A 20,591-nucleotide genomic window follows, 5' to 3' on the forward strand; every position below is an offset into this window, starting at 1 on the left:
GGCCGCGCGGACCCGCGCGAAAGCGGAGCGTTCATCATGGGAGAGCCGCTCCCTGGATGGGCCCGTCCACGGCGAGAGAGCATGGAGTCATGCAACGCGACCAGCTCGCCGACTTTCTGCGCCGCCGCCGCGAGGCGATCCGCCCGGCCGAGGTCGGAGTCCCCGACGGTCCCCGGCGCCGCACCGCCGGCCTGCGCAGGGAGGAGGTGGCCATGCTCGCCGGGATGTCGGTGGACTACGTCGTACGCCTTGAGCAGGGCCGCAGCAGTCAGCCCTCGTCCCAGCTGCTCGGTGCGCTGGCGCGGGCGCTGCGTCTCTCTGACGACGAGCGCGACCACCTGTTCCACCTGGCAGGCCACCGGCCTCCGCCCTCCGACGGGCCGGCCCGCCTGGCTCGTGCCGGCCTGACGCGCATGCTCGATCTGCTCGGGGACACGGCGGCCATGGTGCTGTCCGACCTCGGCGAAGTCCTCGCCCAGAACCGGGCAGCCATCCTGCTCACGGGCGATGCCACCGGCTTCTCCGGAGACCGGCGCTACGCCGTGTACCGCTGGTTCACCGACCCCGCCACCCGTGCCGCCGCTGTCCCCGAGGAGAGGGAGCACCTCGCCCGCGCGGCCGTGGCCGACCTGCGCGCGGCCGCCGGCCGCCGGTCCGGCGACCCCGTGGTCGCCGGACTCGTCGACCGTCTGCGGGCCGAGAGCGACGACTTCCGCCGGCTCTGGGCCGAGCACGAGGTGGCGATCCGGCGCGCCGACCGCAAGACCCTGACGCACCCGCGCGTGGGCCGTCTGCTGATGGATTGCGAAACCCTGGTCACGCCCGACCAGCGCCAGCAGCTGCTGGTACTCACCCCGGCGGACGCCGAGACCCGCGAGCGGCTGGAACTGCTGCGAGTCCTCGGCAGCCAGGAATTTCCCACCGGGGCGGCGACCGGCCGCCCCGGAGAATCGGCCGGTCAATAGCTCTGATTGAGAGCTAAAATCGGCAGCGTGGCCACAGAGGAGTTTCACGACTCGCTCGCCGGGGTGCTCGCGGGTGTCCAGCGGCTGATCAGACGGCGGCTGCGGGAAGGGCTGAGCACCCCGCCGCTGCGTGGCGCGCAGGTCTCGCTGCTGCGGCTGGTCACGGCGCGTCCCGGGATCCGCGTGTCGGACGCGGCCAGGGAGCTGTATCTCGCGGGCAACTCGGTCTCCACACTGGTCAAGCAGCTGACGAAGGCCGGTTACCTGCTGCGCGAGACCGACCCGGACGACCGGCGCTCCGCGCTGCTGATGCCCACCCCGGCGGCCGGGGCGCGGCTGCGTGACTGGGAGGCGCGCCGCAGCGCGCTGATGCGCGCGCAGCTGGCACGGCTGTCCGAGGATGACCGGGCAGCACTGGCCGCGGCGCTTCCCGCGCTGCGCAGACTGGCCCAGAACCTGCACGAAGAAGTGGAGGGACCATGACCGACGATCCGCACAGCACCGGCGACAGCGGAGCGGACAGCACAGGACCGGACGGCCACGAAGCCGCGGGCACCGGCACGGAGGCAGCCGGCACCGGGCAGGACGCCGTCACCTGCACCGGACTTGACTACTCGTTCGGGGAGACGAAAGCCGTCGACCACCTCGACCTCTCCGTCGGCTCCGGTGAGGTCTTCGGCCTGCTCGGCCCGAACGGCGCGGGCAAGACGACCGCGATCCGCTGCATCACGACCCTGCTTCCGGTGCCGGCGAACATGGTGCGGGTCTTCGGGTACGACGCGGCCAAGGACAAGATGGCCGTACGGCGCCTGCTCGGATACGTACCGCAGCAGCTGTCCGCCGACGCGGCGCTGACCGGCCGGGAGAACGTCACGCTGTTCGCCCGCGTCTTCGACGTCTCACGCCGCGAACGCGCGGAACGGGTCGCGCAGGCGCTCGCCGCGGTCGACCTGACCTCGGCGGCCGACCGGATGGCCAAGACGTACTCCGGCGGCATGATCCGCCGTCTCGAACTGGCGCAGGCCCTGGTCAGCGCGCCCCGGCTGCTGATGCTCGACGAACCGACGATCGGCCTCGACCCGATCGCCCGTACCAGCGTCTGGGAACACATCAACGCCGTACGGAAGGCCACGGGCATGACGGTCCTGGTCACCACGCACTACATGGACGAGGCGGACCAGTACTGCGACCGGGTCGCGCTCATGCACCAAGGCAAGATCCACGCGCTCGGCACTCCGGACGACCTGCGGGCCGAACTGCGCGAGACCAGGCGGGCGGCGGGCGCCAAGGGCGCCGACGATGTCATGCCGTCGCTGGAGGACGTCTTCCGCGACGTGGCGGGCAGCGGCCTCGACGAGGAAGGAGGCGATTACAGCGATGTCCGGAGCACCCGGCGAACAGCGTCCCGCGTCGGCTGAGGTCACGCACCCGCAGGGACTCGACCTGCTCCTCGTTCCGCCGCGCGCCCGTACCGGCTGGCGGGTCCTGCTCGCCAGGGTCCTCGCGATGTGCGTGGTCGAGCTGCAGAAGCTGCGGCACGACAGGACCGAGCTGTACACCAGGGCTGTTCAGCCGGCTCTGTGGCTGCTGATCTTCGGTGAGACGTTCACCCGGATCAAGGCCATCCCTACGCAGGGCGTCCCGTACATCGACTTTCTCGCGCCGGGCATCATCGCCCAGTCCGCGATGTTCATCGCGATCTTCTACGGCATCATGATCATCTGGGAGCGCGATGCCGGCATTCTGACCAAGCTGCTCGTCACCCCGACTCCGAGATCGGCCCTGATCAGCGGCAAGGCGTTCGCGTCCGGGGTGAAGGCGCTGATCCAGGCGGTGGTGGTGATCGTCATCGCGGCGGCCCTCGGAGTGGCACTGACGTGGAACCCGCTGCGGCTGCTCGGTGTGGCCGTCGCGGTGATCCTCGGTTCGGCCTTCTTCTCCTGCCTCTCGATGACGATCGCGGGGATCGTGCTGACCCGCGACCGGCTGATGGGCATCGGGCAGGCCATCACCATGCCGCTCTTCTTCGCCTCCAACGCCCTTTATCCGGTGGCGATCATGCCCGGCTGGCTGCAAGTGGTCAGCAAGGCGAACCCGTTGAGCTATCAGGTCGATGCGCTGAGAGGATTGCTGCTCGGCACCCCGTCCCATCTGCTGCTGGACTACGGGGTGTTGGTGGTGGCCGCTGCGGCGGGCATCGCGGCCGCCTCGTCGCTGCTGGGACGTCTGGCCAGATGACCGAGGACGCGGTGGCCCGGGGTGTCTCAGCTGGACGGCGTCCCGGCGCCGAGTCCGGACAGCAGGAGCCGGGTGAAGCGTCTGGCCCACTCCTCGTCCACCGGCTCCGCGCTCACCAGCGTCCGGTGGACGACCGCGCCCGCGACCGTGTCGAAGATCAGGTCGGCGTCGCGGGCGGCGGTCACCGGGTCGCCGGGGCAGGGGAGTTCACCGCGCAGCTGGGCGCGCTCTCGGCCCTTGAGGACCAGGCGTTTCTGCGGCTCCACGATGGCGGAGCGGATCCGCTCGCGCAGCGCCGGATCGCGCGTCGACTCGGCGACGACCGCCATCAGCGCGGTCTTCGTCTCGGGGCGCTCCAGCAGCGCGGCGAACTGGCGCACCACGCTCTCCACATCGGCCACCAGGCTTCCCAGGTCCGGGAGTTCGAGTTCGTCGAAGAGGACCGCGACCGCGTCCACCACCAGCTCGCTCTTGCATCCCCACCGCCGGTACAGCGTGGTCTTGGCGACCCCGGCGCGCGCCGCCACGTCTCCCATCGTCAGCCCGGACCAGCCGAGTTCCACCAGAGCGGCCCTGGCGGCCTCCAGGATCGCCGTGTCTGCGTCGGCGCTGCGCGGGCGTCCGCCGCCGCTGCCCGTACGGGCTGCGCGGGCCGTACGGCCCGTCTCGCCCGGACCTTCCGCGGGCGCGCCGGGGGAGTTGGTGCGGCTACACATGACCGCGACCATACCGGCCGGTATCCGGTTCGCCGCCGCTCGGTTCGGCGGGCACACCCCGGTCGGCGGGCACACTCCGGTGCTTCCGGACGGGTGGCTCGCGGGCGGGTTCACGCGCCGGTCCACGCCCGGTCCGGCTGTCCGGTCCGGCGGGCCGGTTCTGTGAGCCAGTTCACCGGAAGGATCTTCCCGCCCACCCACTGCGGAAGTTACGCTACGGGTCGTAGCGAAAGCCCCTGACAGACCGCTCGCGACGACCACGAGCGCCGGGTGGGGACCCGGCGCGGAGCTTCTTCACGGGTTGCTTTTCTGAAGTGTGCGCGAAAGGGGGAGGATGTACCTATGCAGCCTAGGAACATGTCCATGAGCGGCGTGGTCGATCTCGCCGCGGTGAAAGCGGCCGGAGAGGCCAAGGTCAAGGCCGAGCAGGCCCGTGCCGAGGCCGCCCGCCAGGGTGGCGCCGTCGCCGTACCCCCTTCCAGCCTCGTGTTCGACGTCGACGAGGCGGGCTTCGAGCGTGATGTCCTCCAGCGTTCCGCCGAGGTCCCCGTCGTCATCGACTTCTGGGCCGAGTGGTGCGAGCCGTGCAAGCAGCTGAGCCCCGTGCTCGAACGGCTGGCGCACGAGTACAGCGGCCGCTTCGTCCTCGCCAAGATCGATGTCGACGCCAACCAGATGCTGATGCAGCAGTTCGGTATCCAGGGCATCCCCGCGGTCTTCGCGGTGGTGGCCGGCCAGGCGCTGCCGCTGTTCCAGGGCGCGGCGCCCGAAGCGCAGATCCGGGGGACCCTGGATCAGCTGGTGCAGGTCGCCGAGGAGCGTTTCGGGCTGACCGGCATCGCCGTGGACACCGACGCCGAGCCGGGTGAGGAGGCCGAAGAGGCCGCCGTTCCGGAAGGGCCGTACGACGCCCTGCTGGAGGCTGCCGTACAGGCGCTGGACGCCAATGACTTCGCCGGCGCCTCCGAGGCGTACCGGAGCGTGCTCGCCGACGACCCCGGAAACACGGAGGCCAAGCTCGGCCTCGCCCAGGCGGAACTGCTCGCGCGCGTTCAGGGGATGGACCCGCAGCAGGTCCGCAAGGACGCGGCCGAGGGGCCGGACGACGTCCGGGCGCAGATCGCCGCGGCCGATCTCGATCTGGTCGGCGGCCATGTGGAGGACGCCTTCGGCCGGCTGGTCGAGGCGGTGCGCCGTACGGCGGGTGACGACAGGAACGCCGCGCGGGTGCGGCTGCTCGAACTGTTCGAGGTCATCGGCGGGGACGACCCCCGGGTGACGGCCGCGCGTTCGGCGCTGGCGAGGGTTCTCTTCTGATACGTGGGCTGACGCCCGGTCATGCGGCGGCGTACGTACCGTACGCGCGCACTCGCCGTGCACGCGCGCGCACAATTCCCGTGCGTGCGCTGCCGTATGGGCCGGACACTCCCTGATCCATTGCTGAACCAGGTGTCCTGCCGCAGATTTGGCGACAATACGCCATCGGCGATCGCGCTTTACCAAAACTTGGTAAACCGATCCGCTGTTACTCGCAGTAAATCGGCTCGGTTCGCGTGTCCGTGCATGCGCCGAAATCCCACTCTTTGTCATGTCGGGCGGAAGTACCCTGTGTCGCCGCGCGATGGCATGCGGTTGCCGCTCGGTGATCTCTGCGTTACTCACTAGTAACGAAGCCCCTTGTGTGACAGGCGCGAATGGACCACGATCGTCGACGCTCGGTCCAATTGCGCGCCCAGCTCGGCAGCCGGCCGCGCCGACGCTCTTGGGTCCCCACCGAGTGGACCGGCGGCAGCGCCGCCGGCCCGGACAGGGGGGTTCCTGCCCACCCGGCAGGGCCTGTCCAAGTGAGGTTGCGCGAACGCGTGGCCAGTGGTTGTCGCTCGGGGGTGATCGCCGGTGATTCGGACGAGGCTCGCGCCCTCCGACGCGGGCGCTCTCCTTCCCGAGGACGTAGCACTTCTCCCATCCCAGGACGGGCTCAGGCCCGATCCGGAGATGTACGTCCGAGAAGGAGGAAATTGATGGAGTCCCTAGTTCGCGGTGGGACCAGATGGAAGCGGTTCGCCGTCGTCATGGTGCCGAGCGTGGCCGCTACGGCCGCGATCGGTGTCGCCCTGGCACAAGGGGCGCTGGCGGCCTCGTTCAGCGTGTCCGGCCAGAGCTTCAAGGTGAGCGCCGCCAAGCTGGACGGAACAGGCTTCGCCCAGTACGGCACGATCGCCCAGGGGAAGGATCTCAAGGGCAACCCGACGGCGAACCCGGTCGCGGTCTCGGCGTTCAAGTCCGCCGAGATCACGAAGATGTGTCAGTCCGTCGTCACGCCGGACGTGCCGATCTTCGGCAGCGTCAGCCTTGTCCTCAACGCGGGCGGCGGCGGCAAGCCGGTACACGCCGACAATCTGTACATCGATGTCGCGGACCTCAGCGCCGACGCCGAGTTCTCGAACATCGACATCGGCGTGGCGGCGGGCTCGACCGACAAGGGTCCCGCCGTCCAGTCGCCCGGCAAGGGCGGCCCGGGTATCAACCCGAACGGCTTCGCGCAGCAGGCCGACAGGGCCGTGCTGACCGACGTGAAGCAGACGGCGTGGGCGACCACGGCCGGCACCTTCAAGCTCAGCGGTCTGAGCATGAAGCTGCACAAGGGCGTGAAGGAGTGCTACTAGTACCGCGGCCGGTGACGTTCGCCCGACCGGGCACACGTCGCCGCGAGGGGTACTAGGCACACGCCTGGCGGACGGGGGAGTGCGGAGTCCGCGAACCCCCGTCCGCCGCCCTCACTTTCTCTTTTTCATAGCAATGCCGGTTCCAGGGAGCTGTTTTCCATGAGCGCCGAGTCTTCGGTTCGCCAAGGCCGATTCACGTACTGGCGGCTGCGCTTCCGCGCCTGGCGAGGTGCCCGGCCCTTCTGGGCGGGCCTGTTCACCGTGATCGGCGGAGTGCCGATCGCGTACCTCCCGTACGCGAATCTGCAACTGGGCAACCTCACGCTGGCGATGGCCACGACGGCGGGCGCGGGCTCGCTGATCATCGGCGTACTGCTCGTCACGCTGGGTCTGACGATGTGGTACCACAGCATCGTCCGGGTGTTCGCGGGCGTCGCCACGATCCTGCTCGCGCTGGTCTCGATCCCGGTCTCCAACTTCGGCGGTCTCGTCATCGGCTTTCTGCTGGCTCTTGTCGGCGGATCCCTGTCCATCGCCTGGGCGCCGGGCAAACCGGCCGAGCCGGCCGGGCGGGCCACCGAGAACGACGGCCGCCACCGGGCAACGGAGCCCGACGGCGCCGATGACCCATACCTTCCCGCCGCGTACGGCTCAGACTCGTACGGCTCCGATCCGTACGGCACCGGCGGCTCCCGCACCGACTCCTTCGGCACCGAGGGCCACGGCCCGGGTGGCGGCGGCTCGGGCGGACGCCACGGGAAGAGTCCGAACGTGACGGACACGACTGCCCACGCCAACGGCGGGAGGAACAGTGCGGGGTGACGAGACGCGGCCGGTCACGGCCGGATCCGAGGAGGTCCGAGAGCGAAGAGGGGGACGTCACGCGGCCCCCAGAAAGTCCCTCCTGACGAAGCTGCAGATACCGGCGGGCAAGGCGATGGCGCTGGCCGCGATGCCCACGGCGGTCTTCGTGGGCATGGGGCTCAGCCCCCGGCTCGCGCTGGCGGACGACAACGGGGACATCCCCTACGCGCCGGGCCCCTGCGTGACGCGTTCCGACGAGCCGTCGACGGAGGCCTCGGAATCGGAACCGCCGAAGCCGGACACTTCGCCCTCGGGTTCACCGTCGGGTGCGGTGTCCGAGCCGTCGGCGGACCCGGCCTCGCCGTCACCGTCGGCGAGCGCCTCGACCGGGGACAGGGGCAGCACGGAGCCCAAGCCGTCGGCTTCCGCTTCCGCTTCCGCCTCCGCTTCCCCGACGCCGAGCGGGAGTCCGGGCGCGGCGAAGGACCACAAGCCCGCGGACCCGCTGGGTCTGGGAGGCCTGCTGGGCGGTCTGCTGGGCGGCGGCTCCGCCAAGGAGACGCCGGCGGCGGACGAACCGTCCTCGGAGCCTCCGTCCAAGCCCGCGTCGGAGCCCTCCTCGAAGCCGGAGAAGGACGACCCGATCGGCAAGGCCGGTGACGCCGTGGGCGAAACCGTCGGCGAGACCGTGGACGACACGGTCGGCAAGACGGCCGACGCGACCAAGCAGGCCATCAAGGACGCGGCGGACCGTGCGGGCGCCACGGTCGAGGAACTGGGCGACGAAGCCAAGGGACTTGAGGCCCACGCGGACGACGACATCCCGGAAGGCGCGGACGGCAAGGAACCCTTCCCCTGCCCGACCGCCGACCCCGAGGCCCTGGCCAACGCGAAGGAAGAGCAGGGCATTCCGCTGCTGCCGGACGACCCCTGGACGCTGCACAGCTCGATGCTCACGCTGAAGGGGCTCGACTACGAGGGCATTGTCGAGGTGCGGACGGCCAACGGCTCGACGAAGAAGGCGCTGAAGTTCACCTCGTCGTCGCTGGACATCAAGGACCTCCACCAGACCACGGTCTACCCCGGAGGCAAGACCGCCCACGTCAAGGCCCGCGCGGGTTCCAACTCCACGATCCGCGACGGGGAGGTGACGCTGTACACGGAGGAGCTGAAGGGCAACCTCTTCGGCCTCGTCCCGATCACCTTCAGCCCGGAGACCCCGCCGCCGGTGAACATCCCGTTCGCCTTCTTCACCGACGTCACGGTCATCCAGGCAGGTCAGTTCGGCGGCACGCTGTCGATCCCGGGTCTGCACAACTACATCACGGACTGACCCAAGTCCCCACCGCACGAACGACTGTGGCCCGCCCGGCCTTCCGGCGCGGGCCACAGCCGCGCTCAGCCGTACCTGTCCGGGCCGAGCCGCGCTCAGCCGCACCCGCCCCGGCTGATCCGTGCCCATACGGTCTTGCCGCCGTCCGGCAGGGGCCGGTGCCCGAAGCCGTCGGCCAGCGCGACCACGAGCAGAAGCCCGCGGCCGCGTTCCCCGTCCTGGGCCGGGACGGTGACCCTGGGAGGCGCGGGGAGAGGGTCGGACACCTCGATCAGGCAGTCCGATCCGGTCACCGTCAGCTGGACGCGGAGGAGTTGGCCGGGCACGAACCCGTGCCGGACGGCGTTCGTGGCGAGTTCACCGGCGACCAGAACGACGGTGGCGGTGTCGTCCTCGGCGCATCCCCACGTACGTGGTCATCGTCCGAGCGGTCTGCCCGCGGACGAGTCCCACGGACTTCTCGTACAGGGCGAATTCCCCGAGCCAGATCGGTGGGCGCGGACCCGGGTGCGGACGGTGTGTCGGGTGTCTCTGCGGCTGGCTCCACCAGGACGCGGGTGACCACCGGGCCGCGCGGTACTGGACGGACCGCGCGCTCGACTGGTCCCACGCGACCGGAGGTCAGGACCTGATCACATATGTCATGGACCGCAAGGCGCAGTTGGCGGGGGATGTCGGCGACAGCGTGGAGGCAGTCGATCTGGCTGAGGCGGCGCGGAGCATGGCGCCGCCGGGCGGCCGGCTCCAGGCCATGGCCACGCTGTACGGAGCGCACGGCCATCCTCGCCAAGCTGCCGGCGGACGATCCGCGGCTGCAGGGCGCCACTCTCTACAGCTCGCTGGAGCCCTGCTCCGAGCGCCGTTCGCGGCCCCGTACCTGCACCCGGCTCGTGCTCGACGCCGGGATCCCGCGTGTGGTCATCGCGTGGCGGGAGCCCGACCTGTTCGTGGTCGGCTGCGAAGGCGTCGAACTGCTGGCGGCGGCCGGCGTCGAGGTGGTGGAGATCACCCGGTCTCGCGGACGCGGCCCGCGCCGCCAACGCGCATCTGCCGCTCTCCGGCTGATCCGGGCGCGGCACCGGGCCGCTGTACGACGGTGGGCCGCACCCCCGTTGTCCGGGGTGCGGCCCACCGTCATACAGGTGCCTCAGGCGCGTCAGTCGCGGCCGGTGCCGCCCAGGTGGTGCACCCGGACCATGTTCGTCGTGCCGGGGACGCCCGGAGGGGAGCCGGCCGTCATGATCATGGCGTCGCCCTCGTTGTAGCGCTGGAGCTTCAGCAGCTCCGAGTCCACCAGCTCGACCATCTCGTCCGTGCTGCTCACCCACGGCACGATGAACGACTCCACGCCCCAGCTCAGCGCGAGCTGGTTGCGGGTCGACTCGTCCGTCGTGAACGCCAGGATGGGCTGGCTCGCGCGGTAGCGGGAGAGGCGGCGCGCCGTGTCGCCGGACTGGGTGAAGGCGACCAGCGCCTTGCCGCCCAGGAAGTCCGCGATCTCGGTCGCCGCGCGGGCGACGGAACCGCCCTGCGTACGGGGCTTCTTGCCCGCGACCAGCGGCTGGAGGCCCTTGGAAAGCAGCTCCTCCTCGGCCGCGACCACGATCTTCGACATCGTCTTGACGGTCTCGATCGGGTACGCGCCCACCGACGACTCGGCGGAGAGCATGACCGCGTCCGCACCGTCCAGGATCGCGTTGGCGACGTCGGACGCCTCGGCGCGCGTGGGGCGCGAGTTGGTGATCATCGACTCCATCATCTGGGTCGCCACGATCACCGGCTTGGCGTTGCGGCGGCTCATCTCGATGAGGCGCTTCTGCACCATCGGGACCTTTTCGAGCGGGTACTCGACGGCCAGGTCACCACGGGCCACCATGATGCCGTCGAACGCCGCGACCACGTTCTCCATGTTCTCGACGGCCTGCGGCTTCTCGACCTTGGCGATGACGGGGACCCGGCGGCCCTCCTCGTCCATGATCTTGTGCACGTCGAGGACATCGGCGCCGTCGCGGACGAAGGAGAGCGCGACCAGGTCGCAGCCCATCCGCAGACCGAAGCGCAGGTCGTCGATGTCCTTCTCGGACAGCGCGGGCACGTTCACGGCCGCGCCGGGCAGGTTGATGCCCTTGTGGTCCGAGATCACACCGCCCTCGATGACGATGGACTTGACCTGCGGCCCCTCGACGGCGACCACCCGCAGCTCGACGTTGCCGTCGTTGATCAGGATCTGGTCGCCCTTGGTGACATCGCCGGGCAGGCCCTTGTAGGTCGTGCCGCAGATGGACTTGTCACCCGGTACGTCCTCGGTCGTGATGACGAACTCGTCACCGCGCACCAGCTCGACAGGACCCTCGGCGAAGGTCTCAAGACGGATCTTGGGGCCCTGGAGGTCGATCATCACGGCCACGGCGCGGCCGGTGTCGGCCGCGGCCTGGCGGACGCGGTTGTACCGGTCCTCGTGCTCCGGGTGGCTTCCGTGGCTCATATTCAGGCGGGCCACATTCATTCCGGCCTCGATGAGCGACTTCAGTTGCTCGTACGAGTCGACGGCTGGGCCCAGGGTGCAAACGATTTTGGAACGGCGCATACTGCGGATCCTATCGGTTTGTTTCAACGCGGAATATTCCGTCTGGCGGAAAATACAAATGGGCGGGCACCCGCTCAGGCGTTAAACAGTTCTGGCGTCGCCGACGAGTGCGAAGGTCTGCTGCGCGATCTCCAGCTCCTCATCGGTCGGCACCACGGCCACGGCCACTCGCGCGTCGTCCGGCGAGATGATCCGAGGCACGTCGGAACGTACGGCATTGCGCTCGGCATCCACCGCGAAGCCTATGGTTTCCAGGCCCGCCACGGCCGCCTCCCTTACGGGGGCCGCGTTTTCGCCCACACCCGCCGTGAAAACCAAGGCGTCCACCCGGCCGAGTACCGCGGTGTAAGCGCCGATGTACTTCTTCAGCCGGTGGATGTAGACGTCGAAGGCGAGCTGTGCCCGTTCGTCGCCCTCGCCGATCCGGCGGCCGATCTCCCGCATGTCGTTGTCTCCGCAGAGGCCGATCAGACCGCTTTTCTTGTTGAGAAGTTCATCGGTCTCGTCCAGGGACATTCCGGCTACACGGCCCAAATGGAATACGACCGCCGGATCGATGTCACCGGAACGCGTTCCCATCACCAATCCCTCCAGCGGTGTCATCCCCATGGAGGTGTCCACGCACCGGCCGCCCGCGACGGCCGACGCCGAGGCGCCGTTGCCGAGATGCAGCACGATCACGTTCACCTCGGACGGGTCCCTGCCCAGCAGCGCGGCGGTTTTACGGGACACGTACGCGTGCGACGTCCCGTGGAAGCCGTAGCGCCGGATGCGGTGCTCGTCGGCCGTCGCGATGTCGATGGCGTACCGGGAGGCGTACTCCGGCATCGTCGTGTGGAACGCGGTGTCGAAGACCGCGACCTGTGGCAGGTCGGGGCGCAGCGCCTGCGCCGTACGGATCCCCGTCAGGTTCGCCGGATTGTGCAGCGGCGCCACCGGCACCAGCCGCTCGATCTCCGCGAGCACCTCGTCATCGATCAGGGACGGCTCGCTGAACTTCAGTCCGCCGTGCACCACGCGGTGCCCGATCGCCGCCAACTCGGGTGAATCGAGGCCGAGTCCGTCCCGTTCGAGCTCCTGCGACACGGCCTTCAGCGCCGCCGCATGATCCTCGATCCGCTCCGTACGCTCACGCTTCGTGCCGGCGCCCTCGCCGGTCAGCGGAGTGTGGACCAGCCGGGCGGAGTCCTCGCCGATGCGCTCGACCAGACCGATGGCGAGCCGGGAGGCGTCCCGCATGTCGAGCAGCTGGTACTTCACCGAGGAGGAACCGGAGTTGAGCACAAGGACGCGGGTGGGATCTGCGGTCACGGGCTGAGCACTTTCTCTTGGCCGGGCAGCGTCTTCTCGTGCGCCGGAACGGTGATGGTCTGCCGGCACGCCGGAACGGTGACGGTCTGCTGCCGCGCCGGAACGGTGACGCTTTCTGGTGTGCCGGAGCGGTGCGAGGTCATACGGCGGGCTCGCCCTGCGCCTGGATCGCCGTGATGGCGACCGTGTTGACGATGTCCTGGACGAGCGCACCGCGCGAGAGGTCGTTGACCGGCTTGCGCAGCCCCTGGAGCACGGGCCCGACGGCCACGGCTCCGGCCGAACGCTGCACGGCCTTGTAGGTGTTGTTGCCGGTGTTCAGGTCCGGGAAGATCAGCACCGTCGCCTGCCCCGCGACCTCCGAATCCGGCAGCTTGGTCGCGGCGACGGTCGGCTCGACGGCCGCGTCGTACTGGATCGGCCCCTCGATGCGCAGATCCGAACGCGAGCCGCGCACCAGCTTGGTGGCCTCACGAACCTTGTCGACGTCCGCCCCCGATCCCGACGTGCCGGTGGAGTACGAGAGCATCGCGATCCGCGGGTCGACGCCGAACTTGGCTGCGGTGGCGGCCGATTGAATCGCGATGTCCGCCAACTGCTCGGCGTTCGGGTCCGGGTTGACCGCGCAGTCGCCGTACACCAGCACCTTGTCGGCCAGGCACATGAAGAAGACCGAGGAGACGATCGACGCCTCCGGCTTCGTCTTGATGATCTCGAAGGCGGGCCGGATCGTCGCGGCCGTCGAGTGCACGGCCCCCGACACCATGCCGTCCGCGAGCCCCTCCTCGACCATCAGCGTCGCGAAGTAGTTCACGTCCGCCACCACGTCGTACGCCAGCTCCACCGTCACGCCCTTGTGGGCGCGCAGCTGCGCGTACCGCTCGGCGAAGCCCTGCCGCAGGTCGGAATCGACCGGATCGATCAGCTGCGTGTCCGTACCGCCCAGATCGATGCCGAGATCGGCGGCCTTCTTCCGGATCACATCGACGTCCCCGAGCAGGGTCAGATCACACACGTCGCGGCGCAGCAGCACATCCGCGGCCCGCAGCACCCGCTCCTCCGCGCCCTCCGGCATCACCACACGGCGGCGGTGCGCGCGGGCCTGCTCCAGCAGCTCGTGCTCGAACATCATCGGTGTGACCCGGCCGCTGCGCGCGACGGACATCCGGTTCAGCAGATCGACGGTGTCCACATGACGCTCGAAGAGCCCGAGCGCGGTCTCCGCCTTGCGCGGGGTGGCGGCGCTCAACTTTCCTTCCAGGCCGAAGAGTTCAGCCGCCGTCGGGAAGGACCCACCGGCCACGGAGACGACGGGCGTGCCGGGCGCGAGCCTGGCGGCCAGGGTCAGGATGGACGTGGCGGGCCGCTCGTCCAGTGTGAGCAGCACACCGGCTATGGGCGGGGTTCCCGCGGAGTGCGCGGCGAGCGCGCCCACCACGATGTCGGCGCGGTCGCCGGGAGTCACCACCATGCAGCCCGGGGTCAGCGCGCCCAGGAAGTTCGGCAGCAGCGCACCGCCGAAGACGAAGTCCAGCGCGTCACGCGCGAGCCCGGAGTCGTCCCCGAGCAGCACCGTGCCGTCCAGCGCCTGGACGATCTGCGCGACGGTGGGGGCGGCGAGCGCGGGCTCGTCGGGCAGCACGTAGCAGGGCACGGGCAGCTGCTCCCGCAGCGCCGCGGTTATCTCCTCGCGGTCCTCGGCGGCCACGCGGTTGACGACCGTGCTCAGCACGTCGCAGCCCAGCACCTCGTACGCGCGGTGTGCGTTGCGCGCCTCGGCCCGTACGGATTCGACGCTCTGGCCCTTGCCGCCCACCACGGTGATCACGGAGGCGCCGAACTCGTTGGCGAGCCGTGCGTTGAGCGCCAGCTCGTCGGGGAGCTGCGTCGCCGCGTAGTCGCTGCCGAGCACCAGCATGACCTCGTAGTCACGCGCCACCCGCAGGAAGCGCTCGACCAGCCGGGACACCAGCTCGTCGGTCCCCTGCTCGGCCTGGAGCGCGGACGCCTCGTGGTAGTCGAGGCCGTACACCGTGGCCGGGTCCTGCGACAGCCGGTAACGGGTCCGCAGCAGATCGAAAAGCCGGTCGGGACCGTCATGGACGAGCGGCCGGAAGACGCCCACGCGGTCCACCTGGCGGGTGAGGAGTTCCATGACCCCCAGCTCGACCACCTGCCGGCCGTCTCCGCGGTCGATCCCGGTCACGTACACGCTGCGTGTCACGCATGCTCTCCTGTCTGGGTGGCCTGAACAGAATCTCCGCCGAGGCGGGTGTGTCCTCTTGACAATACCGGGGGAGGCGGATAAGACGCGTGCGGGCTCGGTCCGAGCCAGGTGGGTGCATGGGCGGCCGATGGCCCGTGGGAGGATCGAACCCGGCTCATGCCTGGGGAGGGAGGGTCCGCTCCCCAGAAAAGCACAGCACTAGCGAGCAGGAGACACGGGACGATGCGTATCGGAATTCTCACCGCGGGTGGCGACTGTCCCGGCCTGAACGCAGTGATCCGCTCGGTAGTGCACCGAGCCGTCGCCGAGCACGGCGACGAGGTCATCGGCTTCGAGGACGGCTTCAAGGGCCTTCTCGACGGCCACTACCGATCCCTTGGCCTCAACGAGGTCAGCGGCATCCTCGCCCGGGGCGGCACGATCCTCGGCTCGGCCCGTCTGGAGCGCGGACGGCTGCGCGAAGCGGCCGAGAACTGCGAGGAACTGGCCCGCAGGTACGGGATCGACGCGCTCATCCCGATCGGCGGCGAGGGCACGCTCACCGCGGCGCGGCTGCTCTCCGACGCCGGGATGCCCGTGGTGGGCGTACCGAAGACCATCGACAACGACATCTACTCCACCGACCGCACGTTCGGTTTTGACACCGCGGTCATGGTCGCCACGGAGGCGATCGACCGCCTCAAGACCACGGCCGAGTCGCACCAGCGCGTGATGGTCGTCGAGGTCATGGGCCGGCACGCGGGCTGGATCGCCCTGGAGTCCGGCATGGCCGGCGGCGCACACGGAATCTGCCTCCCGGAACGGCCCTTCGAGGTCGACCGGCTGGTCAAGATGGTCGAGGAGCGCTTCGACCGCGGCAAGAAGTTCGCGGTCATCTGCGTGGCCGAAGGAGCGCACCCGGCCGAGGGCTCGATGGCGTACGCCAAGGGCGAGATCGACCAGTTCGGCCACGAACGCTTCCAGGGCATCGGCAACCGCCTGGCGGCGGAGCTGGAACGCCGCATGGGCAAGGAAGCGCGCCCGGTGATCCTGGGCCACGTCCAGCGCGGCGGCACGCCGACGGCGTACGACAGGGTCCTGGCGACACGGTTCGGCTGGCACGCGGTCGAGGCGGTGCACCGCGGCGAGTTCGGCCGTATGACGGCGCTGCGGGGCACGGCGATCGAGATGGTCCCGCTGGCCGAGGCGGTCACGCAGCTGAAGCGGGTCCCGGAGGAGCGCATGTTCGAGGCGGAGTCGGTCTTCTAGAGACCTTGGGGCCGGAATCCCGGCCCCAGCGCATCCCTTGCCCACTAAAGACGGTCCGCGGATACCCGCTCGGGGCTGCTACCGCGGACGGACCGACGGGGAGCACCGGCGGGAGGGGCGCGGGGCGCAGGAGGCATGTGTCCGGACGGCGAGCGTGATGTGCGGCCTGCGACCGCCGGTCAACTGCTCGCTGCGCTTGAGCGCGCCGTGAATCTCGCAGTCCGGACACGCGCCTCCGGAGCCCACGGGCCCCGGCACTACGGCCCCGCACGCGCACGGCCCCGCACCACGGCCCCGCACCACGGCCCCGGACCCGGGCCCGCACGGTAGCCGCGCACCGGAACGCCGAACCGGCACGCGCACGGCGCCCGCGCCCCGGAACGCCGGATCACGCCACGCGCCGCGCACACCACACCGCGCGACCACACCACGCGCCGCGCACACCGCACCGCGCACACCGCACCGCGCACACCGCGCCGCGCACACCGCGCCGCGCACACCGCACCGCGCACACCGCACCGCGCACACCGCGCCGCGCCAAGCCGGCCGCTACCCCCGCACCAGCTCCCAGAAGCGCTCGGTGACCCCCGCCAGAACGTCCGCCGCGTCAGCCGGCCCCGCGCCCATCCCCGAACCCGCCCGGTAATCCGCGTTCAACTGCTCGAGCACGTCCTCCAGATGGTGCCGGGGCAACGGCAGCATCTTCGCGACGGCCCGCACATGCGGCTGCCACCGACCGGTCGCGGCCTCCCGCAGCACCCCCGCCAGTTCCTCGTTCCGGCCGGTCGCCGTCAGCAGTTCGCGCGGTGTCAGCACCAGCGCCGTCGCCAGCGCCTCGGTCTGCCGTTCGCTGCCCCGCCACTGCCCCGACTCCTCCATGCGGACGTACGAGGCCGGGTCCATGCCCAGGCGCCGCGCCAGTTCGTCCGGCGCCATCCCGCGCGCCAGGCGGTGTTCGCGCAGGGTGCTGGCCTGGGCCAGCAGTTCGCCCACCGAGCACCACAGCACGCCGGCGAGCGCGTTCACCTCGCGGGCGCTGGGGGCGCTCAGCCCGTGTTCCCAGGACGCCACCGTGTCCACGGTGACGGCGAGGCCGTACTGCGCTTGGAGGCCGTAGGCGACATGGCCGGGGGCCATTCCCAGGGCCTCGCGCAGCCGGCGCGCGGCGGGGGCGTCGAAAAGTGGCGTGGGGGAGGACGTGCTGGGCTGCGGGGACACGCGGCCACGGTAGAACCCGGCGGGCCGCCGTGCCTATGGTGCGTTCGGTCGCACGAACGTCAAGAAAGGCCGGATTACCCCTTGACGCCGCCGCTCAGTGCGAATCCGCCGCCGAGACGCCGTGAGATCAGGAGGTAGAGGACCAGTACCGGCGCCGAGTAGAGGATCGAGAACGCCGCGAGCTGCCCGTAGATCACCGAGCCGTAGTTGCCGAAGAAGGTGAAGATCGATACGGAGGCGGGCAGTTGCTCCGGCGTCAGGAGCAGCATGAAGGGGACGAAGAAGTTCCCCCAGAGCATGATGAAGGTGTAGATCGTCACCACGGTCATGCCGGGCCCCATCAGCGGCAGCACCACGCGCGTCAGCGTCTGGAAGCCGGAGGCGCCGTCCGTCCGGGCCGCCTCTTCCAGGACGGTGGGCACGCTGTCCATGAAGTTCTTCATCAGCCAGATGGAGAACGGAAGTTGGGACGTGGCGAGAAACAGGGACGTGCCGTACACCGTGTTGATCAGGTTGACCTGGACGAACAGCCCGTACACCGGGACCATGATCGCGGTGATCGGCAGACAGGTGGTGAAGAGGATCGTCAGCAGGTACGGGCGGTTGAAGCGCGACTTGTAGCGGGAGAGCGGATACGCGGCCAGCGCCGCGCACACCACCGTCAGGATCGTCGCACTGCCGCACAGCAGAAGGCTGTTGAGCATCGGTGTGAAGGTGATCTCGTCGGTGAGAACAGCGCTGAAGTTGTCCGTCGTGAGGGACGAGGGCACGCGTACGCGGAGGTCGGCGTCGGAATCCACGGACGCCAGCACCAGCCAGAGGAGCGGGAGCGCGAACGCGGCGGCGGTCACCAACAGGGCCACGTCCGAGGCGAGTCGGGCGCGGGTGCGGCGCCTCATCAGACGTCCACCTTCATCAGCCGCAGGTAGAGGACCGAGAAGAGCGCGCCGACGACCAGCAGCAGCAGGGCGACCGCGGTGCCGTAGCCCATCAGGCTCTTCAGGAACGCCTGGTCGTACATGAACACCGGCAGGGTCTCGCTGCGGTTGCCGGGCCCGCCGCGCGTCATCGCCCAGATCAGCCCGAAGACGGAGAGCGTCGAGAGGGTGTTCAGCATCAGGTTGGTGCCGATGGAACGGCGGATCATCGGCAGCGTGACGTACCAGAGCCTGCGCACCCCGTTGGCCCCGTCGACCTCGGCCGCCTCGATGATCTCCAAGGGGATCTCGGAGAGCGCGGCCGAGTAGATCAGCATGGAGAAGGCGGTCCCGCGCCAGACGTTGGCGAACGAGACCGCGAGGATCGGCAGCGTGAACAGCCAGTTCTGGGACGGCAGATGCAGCCAGTCGAGCACCGCGTTCAGCGTTCCCTCGCGGCGGAAGAAGGCGTACAGCAGGAAGGCCGCGACGATCTCGGGAAGCACCCAGGCGGCGATCACCAACGCGCCGGTGAGGCTGCGGACCGGCCGGGACGCCGTCCGCATCAGCCCGGCCAGCGCGAGCCCGAGCGTGTTCTGCCCGAGGACCGACGAGATGAACGTGAAGACGAGCGTCAGCCACACGGCGTTGCGGAAGTTCTTGTCGGAGAAGGCCCGCCGGAAGTTGTCCAGCCCGACGAATTCCGACGAAGAGGAGCCGGTCAGCTGCGTGTTGGTGAAGGCGATCCAGACGCAGTACAGGATGGGCCCCGCCAGGAAGAGCAGCAGGAGGAGGGTGGCGGGGGCGAGCGGCATCCAGCGCCAGAGCCGCCCCGTCCGCCGGGACGCGGGACCGGCGGCCGGGGCGGGCCGGGCGCCCGCCCCACCCGCCGCGCTCACGGCGCTCATTCGCCGGCGGCGGCGCCGTCGACGATGGACTTCAGCCCGTCGTTGTAGTCCTTGGCCGCCTCCGCCGGTGAACCGTCACCCGTGGTGACCGTCTCCAGCGCCTCGCCGATCGCCGACGAGACCTGCGGATAGACGGGCAGCGCGGGGCGGTAGTGGCTGAACTCGACGAGGCCGGTGAAGAATTTGATGCCCGGCATGGAGTTCAGGTACTTGGGGTCGGCTGCCACGTCCTTGCGTACGGCGATCTGCGCGTCCACGACGTCCCACTTGACGGCGTTCTCCTTCGACTGCGCCGTCTTGAGGAACTCCCAGGCCAGATCGGCCTTGGGGGACTTCTCAGGGATAGCCCACGTCCAGCCGCCGGACATCGACACCTTGCCGGGCGCCTGCCCGTTCTGCGTCGGCATGGCTGTCTGCGCCAAGTCCGTTGACCACTCGGGCCATTCGCTGCCCCCGCCGGTGAGCCAGTGCTGTCCCAGCCACGATCCGTCGAGCGAGATCGCCAGCTTCCCTTCGGGGAACCACTCTCCGGCCACCGTCGTGCCGACGTTGGGATCGAGCGCGTCCGAGACATCGGGCCCGAGCTTCTCCCCGTACACCGTCTGTACGAAGCGCAGCGCGTCCTGGAAACCCTTGCCCGCCGGGACCCACTTCTTCGTCGCGGGGTCGTAGAGCGGGTCGGCGCCGGTGCCGTAGAGCAGCATCTCGAAGCCCTGCATCACCGCGGCCTCGCCCGGCCCCTTGCCGGTGTAGACATTCAGCGGAATGACGCCCGGCACCTTCTCCTTGACGGTGCGTGCCGCGTCCAGGACCTCGGCCCAGTTCTTGGGCTGCCAGTCGGCGGGCAGGCCTGCCTTGGCGAAGATCTTCTTGTTGAACCAGAGGCCGCGCGTATCGGTCCCGTCGGGGATGCCGTACGTCTTGCCGTCTTCCGCTTTGGCCGCGTCCTTCGCCGTGTCGACGAACTGGTCCCAGTCGGACCACTTCGCCAAGTAACCGTCCAGCGGCCGCAGATACCCGGCCTTGATGTCGGAGCTGATCCGGAAGGTGTCCTCGTAGACCAGATCGGGCGCGGTCTTGGGGGAGCGCATCATCTGCTGCGCCTTGGTGGCGTAGTCGTTGTCGGGCGCCTGGATCGGGATGAGCTGGACCTTCTTGCCCGGGTGGCTCTTCTCGAACTGCTTCTTCACGGACTCCAGATAGGTGTCCTTGAAACGGTTCTTGTTGTCGGTCGAGCGGTTGTACGCGATCTTGACGGTGTCCGGATCGTTTCCGGAACCACTGCCGCAGGCGCTGAGCGACGCGGCGGCAAGGGCGGCGACGAGAATCAGTGGAACGGTGGGGCGCACGGGCTCGACCTCCTGCGATCCGCAGCGGTGGCTGCCCGGTGACCGTAGGACTGCCCCGATACCAAGGTCAATCCCCTTGCAGGGGGCGCGCGTTGGTCACCACT

19 protein-coding genes and 1 pseudogene are annotated in these 20,591 nt (G+C 69.7%); 10 read left to right on the forward strand and 10 right to left on the reverse strand.

Annotated elements, in window-relative coordinates:
* Positions 1 to 89: 89 nt before the first annotated feature.
* Genes ACIP6N_RS27070 through ACIP6N_RS27085 form a run of 4 tightly spaced genes read left to right on the forward strand, consistent with a single transcriptional unit; the run spans position 90 to position 3,203 of the window.
* Positions 90 to 965 (forward strand): helix-turn-helix transcriptional regulator, encoded by an 876-nt coding sequence (locus ACIP6N_RS27070; protein WP_401819774.1) that lies wholly within the window; start codon positions 90 to 92, stop codon positions 963 to 965.
* Positions 966 to 992: 27 nt separating this feature from the next.
* Positions 993 to 1,448: a MarR family winged helix-turn-helix transcriptional regulator gene (locus ACIP6N_RS27075; protein WP_401819776.1), complete on the forward strand. Its 456-nt coding sequence runs from the start codon at positions 993 to 995 to the stop codon at positions 1,446 to 1,448.
* Positions 1,445 to 2,383 (forward strand): ABC transporter ATP-binding protein, encoded by a 939-nt coding sequence (locus tag ACIP6N_RS27080; RefSeq protein ID WP_401819777.1) that lies wholly within the window; start codon positions 1,445 to 1,447, stop codon positions 2,381 to 2,383. The genes ACIP6N_RS27075 and ACIP6N_RS27080 overlap by 4 nt, the downstream gene beginning before the upstream one ends.
* Positions 2,343 to 3,203, forward strand: coding sequence for an ABC transporter permease (locus ACIP6N_RS27085; RefSeq protein ID WP_401819779.1), 861 nt, complete (start codon positions 2,343 to 2,345; stop codon positions 3,201 to 3,203). The genes ACIP6N_RS27080 and ACIP6N_RS27085 overlap by 41 nt, the downstream gene beginning before the upstream one ends.
* 26 nt (positions 3,204 to 3,229) lie before the next feature.
* Here ACIP6N_RS27085 and ACIP6N_RS27090 read toward each other — a convergent pair whose 3' ends face one another.
* Entirely contained in the window at positions 3,230 to 3,919 is a 690-nt protein-coding gene (locus ACIP6N_RS27090; RefSeq protein ID WP_401819782.1) for a TetR/AcrR family transcriptional regulator, read from the reverse strand.
* Positions 3,920 to 4,261: 342 nt separating this feature from the next.
* Here ACIP6N_RS27090 and ACIP6N_RS27095 point away from each other — a divergent pair, with 342 nt between their 5' ends.
* The 4 genes from ACIP6N_RS27095 to ACIP6N_RS27110 all read left to right on the forward strand — a co-directional run bounded on the left by ACIP6N_RS27095 (position 4,262) and on the right by ACIP6N_RS27110 (position 8,722).
* On the forward strand, positions 4,262 to 5,236 hold the full coding sequence (locus tag ACIP6N_RS27095) for a tetratricopeptide repeat protein (protein WP_401819784.1): 975 nt from the start codon (positions 4,262 to 4,264) through the stop codon (positions 5,234 to 5,236).
* 704 nt (positions 5,237 to 5,940) lie between these two features.
* Positions 5,941 to 6,585, forward strand: coding sequence for a DUF6230 family protein (locus ACIP6N_RS27100; protein WP_401819786.1), 645 nt, complete (start codon positions 5,941 to 5,943; stop codon positions 6,583 to 6,585).
* Between the two features lie 159 nt (positions 6,586 to 6,744).
* Positions 6,745 to 7,407, forward strand: a complete 663-nt coding sequence (locus ACIP6N_RS27105; protein WP_401819787.1) for a DUF6114 domain-containing protein — start codon at positions 6,745 to 6,747, stop codon at positions 7,405 to 7,407.
* A complete protein-coding gene (locus ACIP6N_RS27110) occupies positions 7,397 to 8,722 on the forward strand; it encodes a hypothetical protein (RefSeq protein ID WP_401819789.1) in 1,326 nt (441 codons plus the stop codon). Before ACIP6N_RS27105 ends, ACIP6N_RS27110 begins: the two co-directional genes overlap by 11 nt.
* 95 nt (positions 8,723 to 8,817) lie before the next feature.
* On the opposite strand, the pseudogene ACIP6N_RS27115 reads toward ACIP6N_RS27110, so the two are convergent.
* Positions 8,818 to 9,123, reverse strand: a pseudogene (locus ACIP6N_RS27115) (ATP-binding protein); the annotation flags it as partial.
* Positions 9,124 to 9,393: 270 nt separating this feature from the next.
* Between ACIP6N_RS27115 and ACIP6N_RS27120 the strand changes: the two are divergent.
* Complete coding sequence (locus ACIP6N_RS27120) at positions 9,394 to 9,987, forward strand: hypothetical protein (protein ID WP_401819790.1); 594 nt, start codon at positions 9,394 to 9,396, stop codon at positions 9,985 to 9,987.
* Here ACIP6N_RS27120 and pyk read toward each other — a convergent pair.
* From pyk to pta, 4 genes are all read right to left on the reverse strand, one after another.
* A complete protein-coding gene (gene pyk, locus ACIP6N_RS27125) occupies positions 9,879 to 11,309 on the reverse strand; it encodes a pyruvate kinase (RefSeq protein WP_401819793.1) in 1,431 nt (476 codons plus the stop codon). The genes ACIP6N_RS27120 and pyk overlap by 109 nt on opposite strands.
* A gap of 81 nt (positions 11,310 to 11,390) precedes the next feature.
* Positions 11,391 to 12,620 (reverse strand): acetate kinase, encoded by a 1,230-nt coding sequence (locus ACIP6N_RS27130; protein ID WP_401819794.1) that lies wholly within the window; start codon positions 12,618 to 12,620, stop codon positions 11,391 to 11,393.
* Entirely contained in the window at positions 12,617 to 12,763 is a 147-nt protein-coding gene (locus ACIP6N_RS27135; RefSeq protein WP_401819797.1) for a hypothetical protein, read from the reverse strand. The genes ACIP6N_RS27130 and ACIP6N_RS27135 overlap by 4 nt, the downstream gene beginning before the upstream one ends.
* Positions 12,760 to 14,844 (reverse strand): phosphate acetyltransferase, encoded by a 2,085-nt coding sequence (gene pta, locus ACIP6N_RS27140; RefSeq protein ID WP_401819799.1) that lies wholly within the window; start codon positions 14,842 to 14,844, stop codon positions 12,760 to 12,762. The genes ACIP6N_RS27135 and pta overlap by 4 nt, the downstream gene beginning before the upstream one ends.
* Positions 14,845 to 15,069: 225 nt before the next feature.
* Here pta and ACIP6N_RS27145 point away from each other — a divergent pair, with 225 nt between their 5' ends.
* Positions 15,070 to 16,095 (forward strand): ATP-dependent 6-phosphofructokinase, encoded by a 1,026-nt coding sequence (locus tag ACIP6N_RS27145; protein ID WP_401819801.1) that lies wholly within the window; start codon positions 15,070 to 15,072, stop codon positions 16,093 to 16,095.
* Between the two features lie 549 nt (positions 16,096 to 16,644).
* Here the strand turns inward: ACIP6N_RS27145 and ACIP6N_RS27150 are convergent.
* The 4 genes from ACIP6N_RS27150 to ACIP6N_RS27165 all read right to left on the reverse strand — a co-directional run bounded on the left by ACIP6N_RS27150 (position 16,645) and on the right by ACIP6N_RS27165 (position 20,487).
* Entirely contained in the window at positions 16,645 to 17,232 is a 588-nt protein-coding gene (locus ACIP6N_RS27150) for a helix-turn-helix domain-containing protein (protein WP_401819908.1), read from the reverse strand.
* A gap of 155 nt (positions 17,233 to 17,387) precedes the next feature.
* Positions 17,388 to 18,212 (reverse strand): carbohydrate ABC transporter permease, encoded by an 825-nt coding sequence (locus tag ACIP6N_RS27155; protein WP_401819803.1) that lies wholly within the window; start codon positions 18,210 to 18,212, stop codon positions 17,388 to 17,390.
* Positions 18,212 to 19,138, reverse strand: coding sequence for a carbohydrate ABC transporter permease (locus tag ACIP6N_RS27160; protein ID WP_401819806.1), 927 nt, complete (start codon positions 19,136 to 19,138; stop codon positions 18,212 to 18,214). The genes ACIP6N_RS27155 and ACIP6N_RS27160 overlap by 1 nt, the downstream gene beginning before the upstream one ends.
* On the reverse strand, positions 19,135 to 20,487 hold the full coding sequence (locus ACIP6N_RS27165) for an extracellular solute-binding protein (RefSeq protein ID WP_401819809.1): 1,353 nt from the start codon (positions 20,485 to 20,487) through the stop codon (positions 19,135 to 19,137). The genes ACIP6N_RS27160 and ACIP6N_RS27165 overlap by 4 nt, the downstream gene beginning before the upstream one ends.
* Positions 20,488 to 20,591 lie beyond the last annotated feature (104 nt).

Source organism: Streptomyces sp. NPDC088725 (assembly GCF_044751305.1).
Classification (GTDB): domain Bacteria; phylum Actinomycetota; class Actinomycetes; order Streptomycetales; family Streptomycetaceae; genus Streptomyces.

Bases quoted from the DNA above. Each gene is read 5' to 3' on its own strand.
- ACIP6N_RS27070 (WP_401819774.1), top strand. From the start codon at position 90: ATGCAACGCGACCAGCTCGCCGACTTTCTGCGCCGCCGCCGCGAGGCG.
- ACIP6N_RS27080 (WP_401819777.1), top strand. From the start codon at position 1,445: ATGACCGACGATCCGCACAGCACCGGCGACAGCGGAGCGGACAGCACA.
- ACIP6N_RS27085 (WP_401819779.1), top strand. From the start codon at position 2,343: ATGTCCGGAGCACCCGGCGAACAGCGTCCCGCGTCGGCTGAGGTCACG.
- ACIP6N_RS27090 (WP_401819782.1), bottom strand. From the start codon at position 3,919: ATGTGTAGCCGCACCAACTCCCCCGGCGCGCCCGCGGAAGGTCCGGGC.
- ACIP6N_RS27095 (WP_401819784.1), top strand. From the start codon at position 4,262: ATGCAGCCTAGGAACATGTCCATGAGCGGCGTGGTCGATCTCGCCGCG.
- ACIP6N_RS27100 (WP_401819786.1), top strand. From the start codon at position 5,941: ATGGAGTCCCTAGTTCGCGGTGGGACCAGATGGAAGCGGTTCGCCGTC.
- ACIP6N_RS27105 (WP_401819787.1), top strand. From the start codon at position 6,745: ATGAGCGCCGAGTCTTCGGTTCGCCAAGGCCGATTCACGTACTGGCGG.
- ACIP6N_RS27120 (WP_401819790.1), top strand. From the start codon at position 9,394: ATGTCGGCGACAGCGTGGAGGCAGTCGATCTGGCTGAGGCGGCGCGGA.
- pyk (WP_401819793.1), bottom strand. From the start codon at position 11,309: ATGCGCCGTTCCAAAATCGTTTGCACCCTGGGCCCAGCCGTCGACTCG.
- ACIP6N_RS27135 (WP_401819797.1), bottom strand. From the start codon at position 12,763: ATGACCTCGCACCGCTCCGGCACACCAGAAAGCGTCACCGTTCCGGCG.
- ACIP6N_RS27145 (WP_401819801.1), top strand. From the start codon at position 15,070: ATGCGTATCGGAATTCTCACCGCGGGTGGCGACTGTCCCGGCCTGAAC.
- ACIP6N_RS27150 (WP_401819908.1), bottom strand. From the start codon at position 17,232: ATGGCCCCCGGCCATGTCGCCTACGGCCTCCAAGCGCAGTACGGCCTC.
- ACIP6N_RS27155 (WP_401819803.1), bottom strand. From the start codon at position 18,212: ATGAGGCGCCGCACCCGCGCCCGACTCGCCTCGGACGTGGCCCTGTTG.
- ACIP6N_RS27160 (WP_401819806.1), bottom strand. From the start codon at position 19,138: ATGAGCGCCGTGAGCGCGGCGGGTGGGGCGGGCGCCCGGCCCGCCCCG.